At 57.8% G+C, this 17,464-nt stretch carries 11 protein-coding genes; 6 read left to right on the top strand and 5 right to left on the bottom strand.

Annotation, left to right across the window (positions count from 1 at the left end; translation table 11 throughout):
- Positions 1–190 precede the first annotated feature (190 nt).
- Genes BRA471DRAFT_RS10030 through BRA471DRAFT_RS10020 form a run of 3 tightly spaced genes read left to right on the top strand, consistent with a single transcriptional unit; the run spans position 191 to position 5,963 of the window.
- Positions 191–1,081 carry a hypothetical protein gene (locus tag BRA471DRAFT_RS10030; protein WP_007606762.1) on the top strand — a complete coding sequence of 297 codons (891 nt, stop codon included), beginning with the start codon at positions 191–193 and terminating at the stop codon, positions 1,079–1,081.
- A gap of 56 nt (positions 1,082–1,137) precedes the next feature.
- Positions 1,138–3,606, top strand: coding sequence for a glycosyltransferase (locus BRA471DRAFT_RS10025; protein ID WP_007606761.1), 2,469 nt, complete (start codon positions 1,138–1,140; stop codon positions 3,604–3,606).
- A complete protein-coding gene (locus tag BRA471DRAFT_RS10020; protein ID WP_007606760.1) occupies positions 3,603–5,963 on the top strand; it encodes a glycosyltransferase in 2,361 nt (786 codons plus the stop codon). Before BRA471DRAFT_RS10025 ends, BRA471DRAFT_RS10020 begins: the two co-directional genes overlap by 4 nt.
- Before the next feature lie 13 nt (positions 5,964–5,976).
- On the opposite strand, the gene BRA471DRAFT_RS10015 is transcribed toward BRA471DRAFT_RS10020, so the two are convergent.
- Complete coding sequence (locus tag BRA471DRAFT_RS10015) at positions 5,977–7,095, bottom strand: hypothetical protein (protein WP_007606759.1); 1,119 nt, start codon at positions 7,093–7,095, stop codon at positions 5,977–5,979.
- Between the two features lie 197 nt (positions 7,096–7,292).
- Between BRA471DRAFT_RS10015 and BRA471DRAFT_RS10010 the strand changes: the two genes are divergently transcribed.
- Positions 7,293–8,021: a hypothetical protein gene (locus BRA471DRAFT_RS10010; protein ID WP_157234061.1), complete on the top strand. Its 729-nt coding sequence runs from the start codon at positions 7,293–7,295 to the stop codon at positions 8,019–8,021.
- Positions 8,022–8,105: 84 nt separating this feature from the next.
- Here the strand turns inward: BRA471DRAFT_RS10010 and BRA471DRAFT_RS10005 are convergent, their stop codons facing one another.
- The gene (locus BRA471DRAFT_RS10005) at positions 8,106–9,257 is read right to left on the bottom strand and encodes a hypothetical protein (RefSeq protein WP_007606757.1); all 1,152 of its coding nucleotides are present in this window, start codon (positions 9,255–9,257) and stop codon (positions 8,106–8,108) included.
- 469 nt (positions 9,258–9,726) lie between these two features.
- Here BRA471DRAFT_RS10005 and BRA471DRAFT_RS10000 point away from each other — a divergent pair, with 469 nt between their 5' ends.
- A complete protein-coding gene (locus BRA471DRAFT_RS10000; protein WP_007606756.1) occupies positions 9,727–10,050 on the top strand; it encodes a hypothetical protein in 324 nt (107 codons plus the stop codon).
- 332 nt (positions 10,051–10,382) lie between these two features.
- On the opposite strand, the gene BRA471DRAFT_RS09995 is transcribed toward BRA471DRAFT_RS10000, so the two are convergent.
- Positions 10,383–10,700 (bottom strand): H-NS family nucleoid-associated regulatory protein, encoded by a 318-nt coding sequence (locus BRA471DRAFT_RS09995; protein ID WP_007606755.1) that lies wholly within the window; start codon positions 10,698–10,700, stop codon positions 10,383–10,385.
- A 692-nt stretch (positions 10,701–11,392) separates the two neighbouring features.
- On the bottom strand, positions 11,393–11,626 hold the full coding sequence (locus BRA471DRAFT_RS09990; RefSeq protein WP_007606754.1) for a hypothetical protein: 234 nt from the start codon (positions 11,624–11,626) through the stop codon (positions 11,393–11,395).
- A 3,035-nt stretch (positions 11,627–14,661) separates the two neighbouring features.
- Here BRA471DRAFT_RS09990 and BRA471DRAFT_RS09985 point away from each other — a divergent pair.
- Positions 14,662–14,928, top strand: coding sequence for a hypothetical protein (locus tag BRA471DRAFT_RS09985; protein ID WP_007606753.1), 267 nt, complete (start codon positions 14,662–14,664; stop codon positions 14,926–14,928).
- 1,344 nt (positions 14,929–16,272) lie between these two features.
- Here BRA471DRAFT_RS09985 and BRA471DRAFT_RS09980 read toward each other — a convergent pair.
- Positions 16,273–16,650: an H-NS family nucleoid-associated regulatory protein gene (locus BRA471DRAFT_RS09980; RefSeq protein WP_231171081.1), complete on the bottom strand. Its 378-nt coding sequence runs from the start codon at positions 16,648–16,650 to the stop codon at positions 16,273–16,275.
- Between the last annotated feature and the right edge of the window lie 814 nt (positions 16,651–17,464).

The raw sequence follows: 17,464 nt of genomic DNA, 5'->3' as shown, positions 1-17,464 counted from the left end.
TTTGCGTCCAAATGGGAAGCTCACCCGCAGTGCCATCGCTTAACAAAATCTCCAGCCGCCCTTCGGCTCAAACCTTGTGACTTTCACTATAACAAAGATTTCCGGCCGCGAGGTCTGAGGCCTGTGATAAGTTGGATACAGTTAAAGCGTTCGGACCTTGCCAAGCGCAATGGCCCAACAGGGGCGGTTTATGAGCGAAGCTGATCAGCGAAAGACGGTTGATCTCGACCGTGGGCTATTTTTTGTAAATTACCGGAGCGCCGAGGACCCTGCTGCTCCGCCGAAGGTGATCGTTGCGCCCGCACGAGGCGATGAAGGCCATTTCGAGTTCATCCTGCATCCCGACGCCTCGGAACCGACACTGTGGGGGCCAAATTCGGGCTTCGTCATTAGGGCTCGATCGCCCGGCCGCCTCCAAATCGAGGTGTTGCCGATGCGGCCAGGCGGTTCCCGCGCGGCAGTCGTGCGCATCGAGCCGATCCAACCCGGCCGCATACCGGCCGTTTCACACGGCCGGGTCGAAAGTGGCAGGACCGGCTCTGCCGTGAAGGGGGACGGACTGAAGGTGCTCGCTCATGTCGCAGGTGTTGGCGATACGACGGCGGGTCCGAACACTTGGATCGCAGGTCCAGCCTCCCCATCGCGGATCGAAGGCATTGCGTTGGACTGGGCCGACCGGCCCGACGGCGTCGAGATCCGCTACGCGGTTCAGTTTTTGAAGGGACAATCGGGCAGCGGAAAGATGGTCTCTCTTGGTGCGTTCGCAGGGACGCGCGGTCGCGCCATGCCGCTTACGGGCGTGGTTCTCGAGATGGCAGGAAACAACGAATACGAGTTTGTTGCTGAAGCTCTCTTCCTGAACGCGCCAACCCTTCGGGCGATCGGCCAACGCGTGGTGCTATCGGGTCCGACCGGCCGTGAGCCGTTGATCGGCCTGCGGATCGCCATCGAGAGAGCGGACAGGGCGCTCGCAGCTTCCAACAAGGCCGCCACTCCCGCCAAGACCACCTCAAAACCTTCTGGTTCTGGTCGAGTCCGGGTGTTTCGCAGCAGGCCCCGTCAGACCACGTCGGTCGACTAAGATAACCGGCAACAGCGGCTACCGATAGTCGCCATCGCGAGGGCAGGACGGCTGGAATGGCATCGGAGCAAGATGATGGCGCGACCGCATATTTAGGTCTGCAACATCACTTTTTGCTCGAGCGGCGGGCTGCTCGTGCCCTTTCGGCTCAAGACTTCAACCTCGCGCTGGCTTATGCGGACCGGCGGTGTCGGATAGATCCTCCTCCGGCAGCGCATTGTTTTGTGCTGCGGGCCGAGGCGAACTGGCATCTTGGCCGGCAAAAGGCCGCCCTCAGCGATCTCGCACAAGCTCTCAGCATTGCCCCGACAGATATCAACGCAAATCGCCGGATGCTGCTCTGGAGCGAAGATGAGCGTCGCCGGGCCGCAGCGTCCAACCTGATCGCTCATGACGAAGCGCCCAACACGGTCCGAAGCGCCATTGCGGTACTTCAAGCGTCCGGCCAACGTCGATGGGCTGCCGTTTCTGTCTTTGATAGTCACGTGGCCGGCTGGGTTGCCTGGGGCGACGAAGCCGAAATCGAGGCAACGATATCCTTCGAAGACGGCACTCTCACCAGCGTTTTGGTCGCAGACCCGTTTCATCCACTGGCCAGCCGTCAGATAAAGGCAACCGGCTTCCGGCTCCGTCGGCCGCCTTCAGAGCGACCTCAGCAGCTGATCATGACCTCCGAGGGAGAGGCGTTCAAGATTCAGCGGCTTCCGCCGAACCTCGGCTGCACACAACGGCTCTCGCGGGGCGAGACAAGCAAGTCGGTTGCCGATGTGTCCGATGCTCTGCCCACGATCATCGTGCCGGTGTATGGCGATCTCCAGGCAACCAGGAGCTGCCTACAAAGTCTCATTCAAGCGCGGACTGCCAGCCCCGGCACGAAGACAAAATCGCGCGACAGTGCCTATCGGATCCTGGTTGTAAACGACGCGACCCCGGATCCAGAGCTTCGAGATCACCTGCTCGAGCTTGCGGCCACGAACGAAATCGACCTGCTGATCAATCCGATTAACCTTGGCTTCGTCGGCGCGATCAACCGTGCGCTATCCGAAGTGAAAAATGGCGACGTCGTCCTCCTCAACGCGGATACGGTCGTCCCCCCGGGGTTCGTCGAACGTTTGGCTGCCGCCGCACACTCGGCACCGGACATCGGAACTGCTACTCCCTTTTCGAATAACGGCGACATCTTCTCTTTTCCCATACCGAATCAAGAAAATCCGATGCCAGGCTATGACGAACTCATTGCTCTGGATCGGATAGCCGCGGCAACCAACAAGAGCATAGTCGTCGATGTACCGAGCGGGATCGGCTTTTGCCTCTACGTCACCAGAGCCTGCCTGGACGCAGTGATTGGACTTTCTGAAAGCTATGAAAGGGGTTATCTCGAAGACGTCGACTTCTGCCTACGCGCCCGTGCGAGCGGTTTTCGGAGCGTATGCTCGGCTTCGGTCTTCGTTGGTCATCACGGATCACGGTCGTTTGGCGAGGAAAAGCGCAAGCTGGTCCGGCGCAATCTCGACATCCTTGACCAGCGCTTTCCCGGCTATCGAAGAGAATGCCTGGCATTTGAAGCCGTTGACCCCTTGCGCTTCGCACGCGCCACGATCGAGCGCGGCTTAGGCCGCCTCGATCGTGATTCCGTTCTCATCGCTACCGCCATGGGATCGAGCCTCGATATTGCACGGGCGCGCGCCGCCGAAATTGCGAATGCTGGCGAGCACGCTATCCTCATCATTCGAGACCTCGCTGGACTGCGCCTTTCCGCGTACGATGAAAGTGCCCCACAGTCGATTTTTATCGACCTCTCCTCCGACGCGGCTAAGGATCGTGCTGCCAAAATCATTGCCGATCTGCGGCCGACGCGGCTCGAAGTCCTCGACCCGGCCGTAGACGCGGAACTCACCAGACTTGCTCATAGCCAGGCCATCCGAATTGACACCTGGATCACGGCAGATATGGAGGGCATTTCGTCTCAACTGAGTACAAAGGCGCCGCTCCTTGCCCCCACGCCGGCGGCCGAAGCATTTGCACGCTCGCGCATGCCGCGACGCACGATCAACACCCGGTCCTGGAAAGTCGAGCCGCTGGTTCTTCCGAGCGGCCAGCCTCTTGGCAGAACTCTGGCCATCGTTCCCGTATCATCATCGCCTGTCATCTTTCGCGTCATCCGCGCGATCGCCGCGCGATTGCAGCATGAGGCAGTATCCATTGTTGTGGCCGGAGCAACCTTGAACGACCTCGAGCTCATGTCATTCCCTAATCTGTTTGTCACGGGAAACACGCACCTTGCAGAGCTCGCCGATGTCCTGCTGCCGCACGCTCCGAGCTGGCTCTTTACTGACTTTGGCGATCCTCTATTCGGCCATCCGACCATCGAAGCCGTCCGGCAAGCCAACAGGAAGGTTGCCTATTGCGATTGGTCAAATCGCCTGGTCGCTCCTAGACCCGGTGATCTTCCGATCTCGCCAGACATCGATGACGCGGCGCTCGCCGACGCTCTCGCAAGCTGGATAGGAGCGCCCCAAACATGATCCGAGCTTCCCGCGGCCAACCAGGTTCAACCCCGAAATCCGTGACTGGAACCCAAGTTAGTCGGCTTGCTCTGGCCGCTGACGGGACGCTCACGGGCTTCGTATTCGATCCAGAAGACCTCGGGCGCAACTTTACCGTTGACGTTCTGCTGGATGGCCTGGTGATTAAAACCTGTCATGCTACGAGCTTCGTTCCCGAGCTCGCAAACCGGGGCATGAGGAATGCGCGCTACGGATTTGAGCTGTTGCTCGATCCCGATCATCTATCAACGGCGCGTACCGTCGAAGCGCGGATCGCAAATCTAGGGACAGGGGTTGGCCTTCCGATTGACTTGAATTCGACGCGAAAGGGTACGTTCGATGATACGCGCACCAAAAGCTTCCTGCGCTGGCTAGGCGGCCTTCGTTTCCATGGATGGGTTGACTCGAGTCTCGAGACTGTCCTGGATGCCGTTGTGGATGGCGAGACGGTTTCGCAATTGCGCGCCACTCAGTGGACGCGCATCGACGAGAATGGCTCCTCCCACTCGGGCCGCAATGTTCGCGCGTTCGACTTCAACTTGCCACAGCGATTTGCAGATGGCTGCGTCCACCGGGTGAGCCTGCGTCAAGGTGATGGCGAATTGATGCCTTATGCAACGTTCGTCGCCTTCCCTGACGGACTTTCCGCAATCCTATCTTCCCTTGGAGATAACGGCGCAGAGCGTCTTCGCGGCACACTCTACGACCAGCTCATTCCTTCCTCGCTTCCCTTTGCGGACTATGAAGCCTGGCTTGAGCGTTTCCCATTGCCTGATCCGAGCCCTAGCCAGCTCGAACTTGCCGTTGTCGTTGCCGGTGAAAGAGACTCAGAACAAACACTCGCGACATTGCAAAGCCAGAGTCACGAGGCGTGGACTGCAGCCGTAATCGAGGGAACGCCCCCCGCGATAGATCCTGCCCTCGTCTCTGAATTTCTAACAGATACGAACCCAGTGGCGGACATCCTGGTGTTTGTCATGGCCGGCATTCAATTGGCGCCCAATGCTTTGGCACGGATTTCGGCAGCATTCGATGACCACCCCGATGCGTCGGCAGTCTATTGCGACCTCGACTTTCTCGCCGACGATGGTCGATTGTGGCCAATCGCCTTGCCAGCATTTGACTATGAACGAATGCTCGAACAGGGCTATTGCTCATACCTTTTCGCCGTTCGGCGCGACGCCGCTTTTGAACTGCTGCGTTCGAAGCCTGACAATCTTTATCGGCTTTTCAACTCGATGCTCGACCGGACGGGGCCGCAACGGGCCATCCTGCATTTATCAGGCTCGGCGGGGACCTTGCCGAAGCTGGACCGGCTTCACTGCACGCCTTACCTGCAATCCGCCACGCAACGGCACCTCATCGCGCGTGCCATCAGATCGGAAGTCATTCCATCCGAGGGAAGCTTGTTTCCCGCGGTGCGAGTGAGACGTGTGAGGCAACGCCAGAAGACAACGATACTGATACCGACTCGTGATCGAGCCGCCATGCTACGCACATGTCTCGACAGCATTGCGCCTGCTGTCGCGCGCAGCGGGGCAGATATTCTCGTGATCGACAATCATAGCACTGATCCGGATTCGTTGAACTATTTGGCCGATCTGCCCCGTCGGGGAATCGGAACCATTCGTGTCGAAGGCGTCTTCAATTTCGCCAAGCTCAACAATCGCGCGGCGGCTGCGGTTGACAGCGATGTATTATGCCTTCTCAACAACGATATCGAGGCGACGTCCGACGACTGGCTCGACGAACTGTTGTCTCGCCTTGCAGAGCCGGATGTGGGGGCGGCAGGCGCGCTCTTGACCTGGCCGGGCGGCGTCGTTCAGCATGGGGGCGTGGTTCTCGGGATGAACTTCGCGGCCACCCACGCCTTTACAGACAGGCTCGGCAGCGATCCGGGGTATCTCGATCTTCTGCGCATAGCCCACGAGTGCAGCGCCGTGACCGCAGCATGTCTGGTGACGCGTCGCGCAGACTATCTGCGGCTTGGCGGGCTGGATGAGTTAAATTTTGCCGTTGCATTCAATGACGTGGACTATTGTCTTCGATTGCGTGAGATTGGCAAACGCATCGTACTGACGCCGCACGCACGGCTCCTTCACCTTGAATCTGCAAGTCGAGGCAAGGACGACCGCCCCGACCGACGGGACAGGTTCGATCGCGAGCTTAATCAGCTACGTTCGCGATGGGGAAAGGCACTTTTGGAAGATCCGACCTATAACCCGCAATTGTCGCGTGACGGGGTGCCTTACGGCGCATTAGCGTGGCCGCCGGCAGATTGCAGTCCGAGAACGAACCAGCCGCCGAGCTCCCGGGCGATCCCGTCAGGCTTTTGAGACAGCATGGCGATTAACCAACTGAAGGCCTGTTGGCAATCACGACCGCGTCAACCGTGTCCTGTAGCCAGCGGCGCCCGGACGCAATCTCTTCAGGCGACAGATTTTTGACCCAGCTAATATGCGGGCCGGAGTCGCTGTTCAATTGAAGAGGACAATCGATTGCTGGAAGTTTGATCGGTGGAAGCGGTTGGCCGAGAAACTGACCAAGTCGCACCCATCGCTCAGCAATGTTGCCGTCCAGCAACGCGATCGCGGCATCGAGCGTCAGACGCTGGGGTAGCGAAACATCATCGTCGGGCACACGTGCCTTGCGCATTCGTCGATACCATGCCTGCAGCGCGACCAGGTGACCGATATATTCGAGGTTTCTTTCAACGCGATCGGCGGCTTTTCTGGGTGCCGCGAATCCCCAAGGCGCGTCCACCTCGCGCTGCGATTCGGAACGAATACGTTTGGTCGCAACGTCCGAGCGAATAACCTGCCCGGCCGTAGTGAAAGATCCAAAGCCTATTCGAGTGGGTCCCACCATTCCGCTACTGCCCCCGATGAAGATCCGTTCTTCCCGGAGGAAAACACCGTCCGGAACTCCGCCAAACAGTGATGCGGTCGCTTTGTCGCCACTCTCGCCCCATGGCGTGAAATTGAAATGAATAAACCCGCTTCCAACTTCGGTGTGATTTGAGCGGGACCGTCCACCTGAAACCAGACAGTCGCAGCAATTGATAAGCGATCCAAGTGTGACGAAGCTCATCAGTACAGTCTGCTTCAGGCCCACCGCGTGGGCCGTGGAGGCCTCCTCCTCGAGCAGCGTCCCCTCGCGCACGTGGCCGTTTGCACCAATTCGCGCTTTGGTGAGCAAGACCGAGCCGGTTACATAGCCACTTGCGATCTCAGCACTCTCACCAATGACCGATTCGATCACCGTCGCCGGCCCCTCGCTCCCGATTTTCGCGCGCGGCCCAACAAGCGTTTTGCGCCCCGCCAGACGAGTGCCAGGAAACAGTATGGCTTCGGGAAACACGCGGTCGAGGTCGACATCGTCGTCTAGAAAAGTCTGGCGCGGATCGACGACGTTAACTCCCTTATCGCTGAGCTGCCGGAGGCGGGCATCTTGCAACGAAGGCGTCATGTGCTTTTCCTAGGCCTGTAAAAGGCTAATCGGCGGGAAGCGATGGGAATGTGAGGCTCTTCTGAGGGGCACGCAGATCCGCAGGGGCTGGCAAGTATCGCTGGAACGACAACGGCAATATCGACGCTTGCCAATTATATTGTCAAAGAAACGACAACACGGTAGGATTACGGCGATTTAGCATATTTTTTCTTTGGTTGATGATGCGTATTGCTGGCTCTGTACTTCTGCTCATCGGGTTAATTCTTTGTGCTTCCATCGATTGGGCTGCGGTCGGGTTCGTGACGATGGGAGCCGGCCTGCTTGTCTTGCAAGCTGCTGAAAGGAAGCAAGAGGCAATAAAACTGCAGGACGTTCGATCGCCGATCGGACCGATTGTGCGACCTGTCGGCCGGACCGCCGACTGCGAGCAGTCGACGAGCTTCGATCGGGACCGCTGGCGACACTTGGCTGAAGGCGATCGCGACATCGCGCAGGCCGAGGCAATTTTAGCAAGATGCGGCGCAAAGTACGCACAACAGTTCGCCAGAACCTACCTGATATTCGAAAACAGGGCACTTCTATCGAGCATATTGAGCACGATAGTTGCGTCTTACAGGCTCGATTCCAGGCTTGATGGCGATGTTGGAGCTAAGACGATCGCCAATTTCTCCGTCGACATGCAGGATTCCGCGGCGATTTTCGATCAATCGCCGGCAGGCCTGACACCAGCGCCGCGACCAGATCGTTCGGAACCAGCGATCGAGGAGAAACGGACGAACGCCCCCGTGGTGCTTACAACACGCGAGCAAGACGGAGCGCCTGACGCTGTACGGATTGACCACGATGCTGACGAGCCGGAGGCACCTTCGCCGGCCGAAAACGATACCACGGAAAACCTCCGGCAACTCCTCGAATGGCTCGATCGACCTGCCGCGCAAAAATAGCGATCGTCCGTGCCAGCAGCCGGATGCGCGCGGTCGCAACGAAGTTGGAGCGCGAAGATTAGGCGTAGCAACGGACGATCACACCTAGGTGTCAGGACACTCGGTATAGAAAACGCCATTGGCCGCAGAAATACTTTCCAGGCATTGGCGCTTGTCCGTGATCGGGCCTGCAACTGAAAATTCAAAGGACTTCCCCTGTACAATGAGCGCGTAGCGCCCAGCAGGAAGTGATTTTCCTGACTCCCGGGATCGAATCTCGTACATCTGCGGATTCCCTTGCAAAGGAATCGTCTGATAAGGAACAGAGATGTTGCGGATGACCCAGGTGCCGCCTTTCTGCGCGACGACCGGCTTGCCCGACGAGTCAAAATTCGTTGCCTGCCTCACCTGCGCAATCACGCGCACCTCAACCGATTCGTGCGCGCCCTGCCCGTCCTTGTCGAATACTATGAAATGTGCGTTGCCATCTAGAAGCATCGTTTCGCTGGGCTTGGTAATCGCAGCCGAAATGGCAACGCGTGGATCCGGGGCATGCCCGGGCAACATCTGGAGCGCAAGGAGTTTGCCGCCCTGCTCCGCATATACCCCGTATGCCGCTGGGAGCAGCCTGCTCTCGTGGATTGCCTTTTCGACCGTTGGAACTTGAGAACTCTTGTTGTGGACCGAGAGTTCAGTCTTGGGCTGGATCGGCTCTGGCCTTTGAGGCGTCGGCAATGACGTCCGTCCTGCGAACGTGATCGCCCAAACAACAACGCCGGCGACGAAGCAGAACATTGCCAAGTGGCGTAAAGAGAGGGCCGGCAAAAGTTGCGATTGCCCCATCAACATGCGTCGAGAACCTCGCACATTCTCGACGGGTGATGATCCGCCAAATTCATATTCGTTGTCGGCTGCCAAGATGCTCGTCTTATCAGCGACGGTCGCGGCTATGCGGAAGGAGCGTTCAGGTATCGCAGCAGACCGGATCTTGTCGTGAACGATCGGACCGCCCTTCGCATTCGCTTCAACGCCCGCAATCGCGACTTCTAGCGCCAGCGCCAGTCGTTGCTGCTCAGCCGGATCGCCGGCTTGCAATTGCTCAAGCTTCTGCCGCGCCAACTCATAGATAACCTGGCGCAGTTGCTCCGGATCTCCCTGCACGGCGTCAATTGTGCGAGCCAGAACGAGCGCAAACTCCACTTCTGGATGTGCGGTATTCGCGATGCCTGCCGCAGTTCTAGTTGGCTCCAACGTCATCAAATGGGCTTCTATCCAGCTCAGATTTGGTCAACCTAATGCGGCGAAGGCACAGATGCAAAGCCGCCAGGGGCACTGCGCCGCACGACCAGGAGTTTAGACGTTTTCGGGGCGCTAACCGCAAGGCGGCTGACCGCTGCGCCAGCCAGACAAGGGCGCTTGAGCATATAGTAACCGGGGCCGCCACAGGCGCCATGTTAGCCCTTGTAGCCGAGAAGGCCTGTTTGCCGGTGACCGCGCGGATCCCGGCAAACACTTCGGACCGATGAATTGACAGCCTCCCGGCTCACCGTCGTGCGATGCAGTCCAGAAAGCGTTCCCGAATTCTGATCAAACCGAACCTGGACCCACGACGTTCCGGGCGTCGAAGCGACCTCTCTCATTGGTTGCCCATCGAGCATGCGCTCGCTACAATTCTAGAATTGCTCCCTTATTGCTCTATTCATCACATTGTCGGCGGGCCCGATTGATGGCCAAAGAAATTGCAGCGGACAAGCTTCTGGTCGAAAAGGCGCTCGTGAGCGCCAAGCACGCCTTGCTCGTGGTCCGTCACGCCAAACTGTCCGACCGACGCGCCGCCATCAAAATGGTCGAGCAGCTCCTGGCTGACGCTTCGGATTACAAGGAGAGCGCTGTCGTACCCGGCGGAGTCGATGCCTATCTTGCGGCTTCGGCTGCGATAGACGAACTTGTTCAATCGCTCCGGTCGACCGGGGCGGATAGCGCTCCTTTGTGGAGCAAATCTATCGCCGCGATCGAAACCTGGCGAGATGTGCTGACGAAGACAAATTAAGGAAACGGACCGGCATTCTCTGAACGGAAGTCACGTCATGGACAACTGCACGCGGATCTGCACTGTACGTTCAGGCATTTCCGTTATTTCTGGCAGTTGAGAGCTGTTAGACGACGACTGGCGGCAGACCTGTGCATGCGTCTCCGTGCAAATGTCTGTGGCTCGACTGTGCGACCGCCCGACAAAACCTTACCACGCGGCCAACTCCGGCCTGCCGGATCGGGATGCATTGAACACTCAACGGTCGGATGCTTGTTTCCGCCTGAACGTTCGATGCTCCCCGCCGCGAGTCATATGGCTTCGCAATTTCGGCAAGCTTTTAGCCGGACGGATTACGGCCGCGAGATCAAAAACTGGTTCAGCTTCTTGCCTGCCCCAAGCTGGGCCGTCAGCCAGCGCGGCTGTTTCCCGCGCCCAGACCACGTCTCTTTGGGATTTTTGGGATTTCTATATTTAGGCAACACTTTCGGATATGGGCGACGGTGACCTTCCCTCCCGCCCCTCTTAGTAGTTGCCATTTTTATCTTCTGAAGTCGCTCTTCGAGTTTGGCTTTTTCTGCCTCGATCTTTCTGCTCAACTCGGAGGTGATCTCCTCGTGCAGAAGCCAGAGCTCATCCACCGACAACACTTTCAACTGGCCGTAGTCCATAATCCCTCACGCGAATCCAAGCCGCTTCGTGACGCCCATCAATGCGCCCAACGATTTAATTAAGCAAGATTGAAATCTCTAGAGATACACGTTATGAGACGCCGACCATAACAAAAAATAACAGTCCAGGCCGCCGCTGGTTCCGGAGCTTTTTGAGCCACATTTTGACTCATTGGAAGCCAACCGGGCTTTCGGATTGGGGTGCCGACGGGTATTCAAATAAAGGCGCCGCGGCACTCGCCTGCGCAGATCACAACAGCGTGCGCAATGGAGTTCGGGCATTCAAATGTGTTTGCATTGGCCCGCGCGCTGACCGCAATCGCCGCTTACGTGAGACAATCGACGCATTCGGACATAATTTCTGGTGGATGGAGGCGCGCCGCGGGCAGTTGTTGGAGAGCCTGAATGGACAGGTTCCTGCGATGTCTCGCGACCAAGGATCGCCAACTACGACGATCCGGAGCACGCGACGTCTCTGACGGCGCGGAAATATTGACCGTCATTCAGCCAAACAAGGGCCCGGCATGGCGCCGCCGGAGCAGAAGCGAATTGCCACGTCGAGCCAGGCATTGACTTTGGGGAGCCGCACGGAGCGATCGATTTGGCCTTCGCCTTCAGACTGTCGACAACTCGGATTGACGAGACATGAGCCCGCTGCAAAGTGATTAGAACATTCCGATGCAGAAGCACAGCTAGTGCTTCATGCGTCCGTTGCCGAATATGAAAGCAGCTTGGAAGACGGGCCCTTCTTCAGTGCGAACCTCGATAGCCATGTCACGCCGATCTTCGGCGAGATCATCTTTAATCATGCAGGCGAGCGATTGTGTGGCTTCGATTTCGGCTGCCTTTTCGTCAGCCAAGTCCTGCCCCATGTCGTCAGGATAGAGATCACATCCGTCCCGAATGTCGAAAAAATAGCGGGTCATTCCAGTATGCCCGAATGGAAATGAATCGAGCTCAAGGGCTCTGCAAAAAAGCAATGCAAGCCTAAAGCGGCAAAACGACGAAAGCCACTCCAAAAGTCTGCGGCTTTCGTATTGCACATCCACAATTAAATAAATTAAATCGAAATTCAAAACTAGATATTCAACGCATCGACTTCCCCGCCGTGACGCCGAAGACGAGGCACAGTATTTTTCCGATCAATCCAAGAACCTTGGTAGCATTTAAAAATCATCTGCAATGCACTGATTTTAAAAACAGCGAAACCGGCCCGATCTCGGCGTCACTGGCCCGGGCCGGTTGATGTGAGTTATCACCGTCTCATTAAGCGGCCTCAATCTCCCCATCGCCAGTCTCAACGAACGTGGTACTCGCTGATCCTTTCTACCTTTCAAGATTACACCGATCACGTGGGATCGCTCCGTCCTAAGCATATGCGACCCGGCACAACCAATCCAAAAGGCGACGGGTGCGAGCGCTGGAGAAGGATGGACGTTTGCGCCGCTATTGAGACGGCTCGTTTGCAGCCTCCTCGCACAAACAGATTCTTGGCCGCAAGGCCGCAGCGCAACATACTTCTGGCTTGCGAGTTTTCGGGCGATAGCAAGGATGCAGACGCTCCCCTTGCGTTCCTAGCCCGAACGGATCGCCGTCCCGAACATTTAGTTTCGCCGCCGCGGGATTGGCGATCCTGAGGCCGCGATGCGGCGCGTTCAACTGCTGCAAACAGCTTCATTCCGACAGCTGATCGCAATGACCCGAGCGCATTGAACCGCGACAGTTCTCTTGAGGTGAGTGGTCGACGCTCATAGTCGGAGCGCGTAGTTCGATAAGGTTGGTCACTGAGTCACGAAGACGCCTACGAGTAGCTTGCGAAACCCTGTAGAACTATGCCCGGTCGGCAAATTGGTTGACCCGTGCGCATCCGGTGAAACTCAATGGCAGAAGGCTCGGCATTGCTCGCGCGATCAGCGCAAGCAATCACCAACGGTTGCTTGGATCGGACTTTTTTATGTCTGCCCCTGTGTCCCCTGTCCAATATTTTCTTTTCCCTGACCGAGAGACGCCGGATCAGCGCATGGCCGCTTCGACGCCGCGTCCGACCTAGCGACGACTTCTTGCGAAACTTCGCCGATCCGGTCGAGCGGCGGATTCATTTCACGCAACGTCATCTCGACTCCGAGGTTGTTCAATGCAGCCTGATCGAATGAGCTCAAATTATCGGCCCGGGCGTGAGCCGTCGGTAGCATCGGCCACGGACTAGGTAGGCCCGCCTATTTTCCATTTGGCGGTCCCTGAGCATCGTTTCCACGATCTTCGTCGCATCGTTCGTCATGACGACGTCTCCACCTCCGCATTCCACACCATCGGATCGGCTTGGACGAGAAAAATCTGTCCCTAGCAAATAAGTGGCGCGGCTTCTTTGGCCTAAGCGCGGCCAGAATATGGTTGCAGCCTCTTATCTACGAACATCCAGGAGAGCTGCTCGGCCTGCGATCTAGATGGTCTCGCGGCCACGGTCTCGTGTTCGCCGCAGGGCTGCCGGAGCGCTTGCAGTGCCCCTGCCAAAACCATCGCAGCCTTTTGAGTTTCTGATCCTCTTCCTCGATCTTGCTTCGGATATGGATCTGTCCGATTTACCTTTTGGTCCAATCAGGCGCGAAGAACTTGCCCGAACGAAGGCCGGAAAGCTCGAAAGGTAGGCTGCTATTTCTTGTCGCTGCGCGGTGTTCCGCCGTTTTCGGTGCACTCGTTAAAGCAGGCCCGCTGGTCGCGGACGTTGCCCTTCACGCTTCCCGCTGTCGGGTCCGATGGCATGCGCGGTGGGCCGCCACTACCGCCGCTTCACACTTCTTAGCCACTTCTGCTGAGGCAGCCGCAGCCTTGTCGCAAGGAGAGCGAACGAAGAGAACGGCAGAGCCGACAATCATGAATATGCGCGACATCATGGAAGAAGCTCTCCAATAGCAGCTCGATCAAAACTACCGGACCTGGATGGGGGCTGCAACGTCAAGTCCCTTGGACCTGCTCGCCAACCCTTGCCAGTCCGATTGAGCAAGCGACGCGCGCGCTTCGCCGGCCACCGCTGAACAGTACGCGGGGGACGCGGGGACCTTGATGCGTCGGAACCTCGATGTGGTCGCGAAAACAAACGGGTGCCCAGCTCCCGCAGCCGGTTAACGCCGAGGGCCGCGGGACAAGAAGGGCGGGATTGCATGACGGTGCAGGAGGATGACCCCAGCGACTGTGTCTATCGGGGTGTCTGACCGCTATTGGGCGGGACGCCGCCACGTGAGACGGCACCCCTTGCCGCGCGGTTGCCTCACCTCCGGGCAATCCCATGACCACGGCAAACATCGGTCCAGACGATTGGGTTCGCAACTCAAACCGCTCGTTAGCCTTACCACGATGCATCGCGCCGTCTGGGCAAGAGCGCACTCCGGGTTGATTTTGCAGCATTCAACAATGCGCGAGCGGTGATGCAGCTTCGGCTACGGGCGAGTAGGCCCCAATCCGCGACCGTGTTGACCCGACCCAACAATGAATCCCGAGCCCTCAACGCGGTCCAGAGGCACGCTCAGGTAGCGGTCAGGATAGACGTATGGACGAGCTTCCTACGACCATTCAAAGCTGACGGTCGAATGCGGTCATCATGTCGCGCTGTCGCAATTCTGGCGCCCGTAGCGGCGAAGAGATGGCGCTCCGCACTCGTGTCCGCCTGGGAGGACCACCCTGTTCCGATAGTCATGGAGCAACACGCGAGCAGATCCTCCGACCAAAGCTTCTCTTACGCGCTGCCGAGTCCGAGGAGGAGCCAGTCACCTCGAGCCATGGGCAATGAAAATTATAACCGCGACACGGACCTGTCGTCTGCGCAGGTCCGCAAAACCGGAACTGCGCACTAGTTCACGATCGTTTGCCGGAACGTCGCTGAAAGCTAAATTCGAACTCATCTTGCAACCGCATATCATCAAAATTTGGCTAAGAACTGATGTAGTTCCAAATGGAGAGGACTGAAATGCACTATCCGTCCGATCACGGTTTGCCGTTGGTACAGTTGAAAGAACGACGGCGGGAAATGGTCGTCGCGCTTCAAAGTCGGGTTGGCCCGATTCTGAATGAGGAGCTGAATCAGATCGCCGCAATCCAGCAGGCCATTTCCGCCTTCCAGGACGTCATTGCCGATCTCGACTATGAGGCTGAAATGGGCTGGGAGGCGGCCGAGCGATCTGGACATGCCTTTCCTGCGATCGGACGACGAGGGCTCGTTCACTCGCCCGTCTAATCTAGTCATTTGCTCAGAGCGGCGGGAAGCAATGCCCCGCCCAAGGCTCATTGATTGGAACGGACGATCGAGAGCCTGTTCCAGGTCGTCTTCCAGCGCTTCAAACAGACTTCGTTAAGTTCGATCGCACGGCGGCCGCGATCTTGACGTCGAATGGGTGCGGCTGGACCCTAGGGTTACCAAAGTCACGCTCTTTCCTGGGCCGCAGCACTTATCATTTGAAATGCCGCGGCTTTTGAACTAAAATCAACAAGTTAATTGACGCAATGATTATTCATTGAGGGCTGGTATGAGTAATGGTAGCCAGATTTCTGTTGGTGCCTTAGACCTTAGAATTCGAAACATCGTTCGGCAGATTAGGGAACTGAACGAACTCCAGAAGCGGGTGGACGAGGCTGAAGTGAGAAGCCGGGTTCGGTATGTATCAGCATCGACCCGTCGCTCCCGTGTACGACGGAGCAGTCTGCGTTAGCCGCTCTCTGGGGTCCCAGGCTCGCCTATCCCCACCATCGAAGCGCGCCCCATCCGATCGACTTCCCGGCGGTCTAGGTCACTGCAATGACCGTGTCCTGAAAATGCAAAATCGCCCGCCTCGCGGAGAATAAGACGGGTTGATAAGGTGTGTTGATGGATCGCCGAAGGTCACGGCGCACTTCGTGACCTTGGCAGCCGCAACGTTGCAAACGTTGCTAGGGACGCGTCGCCGGTCGGTTCAGGCCCACACGCTCATCGCGCCATTGAGCATGATCCAACCGTCAGCATCACGGCTATCGCCAACTGACCGGGACCGGCGTTGCTGGCGAACGCGGTGACCCGCCGCCAGCTACATCACGCTAAGGACACGATCAGCCTAGGTTCAAATCGCAGGTTTGCACGAAAGTGCCAAGCGCCGTGGAAGTATATGCCGACCATGCCCCGCTCCCGTGAGGTACGGCGGCACAAACCACTTTCGTGGCGCAACAGTCCAGTTGGACCGCGTGAGGGGTCGTCGTGAAGCGCTTAGTCTCGGCAATGCGAGTTGTTGATGTCACACGAACGCCAATTGAAAGCCCGCAATGCCCCACCTAGTATCGCCGCGTTTTGGCGACCTTCTTTCTTGTTTGGATTTAGGTGGGATCAGTGCGCAGTGTCAGTGAAATTATGGCGAGCAAGCTCGATCAGCGAATAGAGATCATTGCCAGGCAATTGCGTGAGTTAAACGAACTCCAGAAGCGGGTCGACGACGCAGAAGCAAGGAGCCGCGCCAAACAGGGCGCTGCTTCGTCACGACGACCGCCTAGATGGCGCAAGTTCGTACGTCTTCATACTTAGACGCGTGATAGCCAGGCTTGGACCGGTCGGTCCTTACCCCATTCTCACTTTTGCGCGCAGACTGTCTCGCGATTGGATTTTGAAATCGTCCAAACGGCGGCCGGCTTGAAGTTGCGCGACCAGCCAGCGCGGCTGCCTTCCGCGCCCCGCCCAGGTCTCGGAGGGAAATTCAGGATTGCGATATTTCGGAAGCACCGGCGGGTAGGCTCGGCGCGCGGGTTCTGAAACTCCGAGCTTTCTGAGACGCTCCTCAAGACACAGCTTTTCTTCGCGGACCCTGCGTTCCAGAACCTCCGTCATCTCTCCATACAGAGCCCATAGATCGTCCAGATCAAGGCGCTCCATTTCGGCAACAAATTTCATCGGATCACCCCAGCTTTTTCGCCCCGATCCTGTTAAACGCAGGATCATGGCGACATTTAATTCCTGGTTTGGCACTTGTATGCTGATTTGCGGCCTATTTTTGCCCGCTTGGGGCGAGCGCTCAGGCGAAAACGCCAGGATGCGACCTGCGGCCCGACGTGCCCTCGGCCTGCCGGAGCGCGGCTCGCCGTCGAGGAGCCCATACCGATCGACACGGTCCCTGCGATGCAGTCGAATTCTAGACAAAAGCCAAGCAACTACTCGACTGGTCGTGCGAGGCTGCTCCTCAGTATCGAGGGGGTTTGATTCGCACCCGCGCGAATTATTGCTCACGACCGAGTCTTTCGAAGGCCGAACAAAATTGAGTGCGTGGATGTCACGAAACCGAAGAGGCCGCCCTGAGAGCTTCCTGCAGAGTTTAAGAACGCATAGCTTCGACAAAATGCGCGATCAAAACCGCAGCACCTATGGTGACGACAGAAGCAAATAGCCAGGTCACGACCGCGCCCGTCTCCAACGACGTTCGAACTGAACGCGCGTCTTCATTCACAGTCAAAAACCAAGCTCGGAGAATTGTCATTCCAGTGCCCGTTGGGGGATTCGTAGCAACAGATGCGCCCAAATCAGACCATTCTCGATCACCCATCCGGCTGCAGCTCGCAGCGAACTAGCGTCGCTTCTGGGATCCGCCCGAGATCGCGCTACCGTTCGGTCGAATGACCGTCGCCCGGCCGCTGCGGTCTCTCGAATAGTAGACGTTGGGCGTCGCCATCGGCGCGACGTGCCCAAGTGGATTCGAGAACGTTGGATTTGGCTGCGTTGGAACAGGCCGTCCCGAACGACCGATGGGTTGGGTCGTTTG

Origin of the sequence: Bradyrhizobium sp. WSM471 (assembly GCF_000244915.1) — a bacterium.
Lineage (GTDB): Bacteria > Pseudomonadota > Alphaproteobacteria > Rhizobiales > Xanthobacteraceae > Bradyrhizobium.
This window is presented reverse-complemented; position numbering and strand designations above follow the sequence as displayed.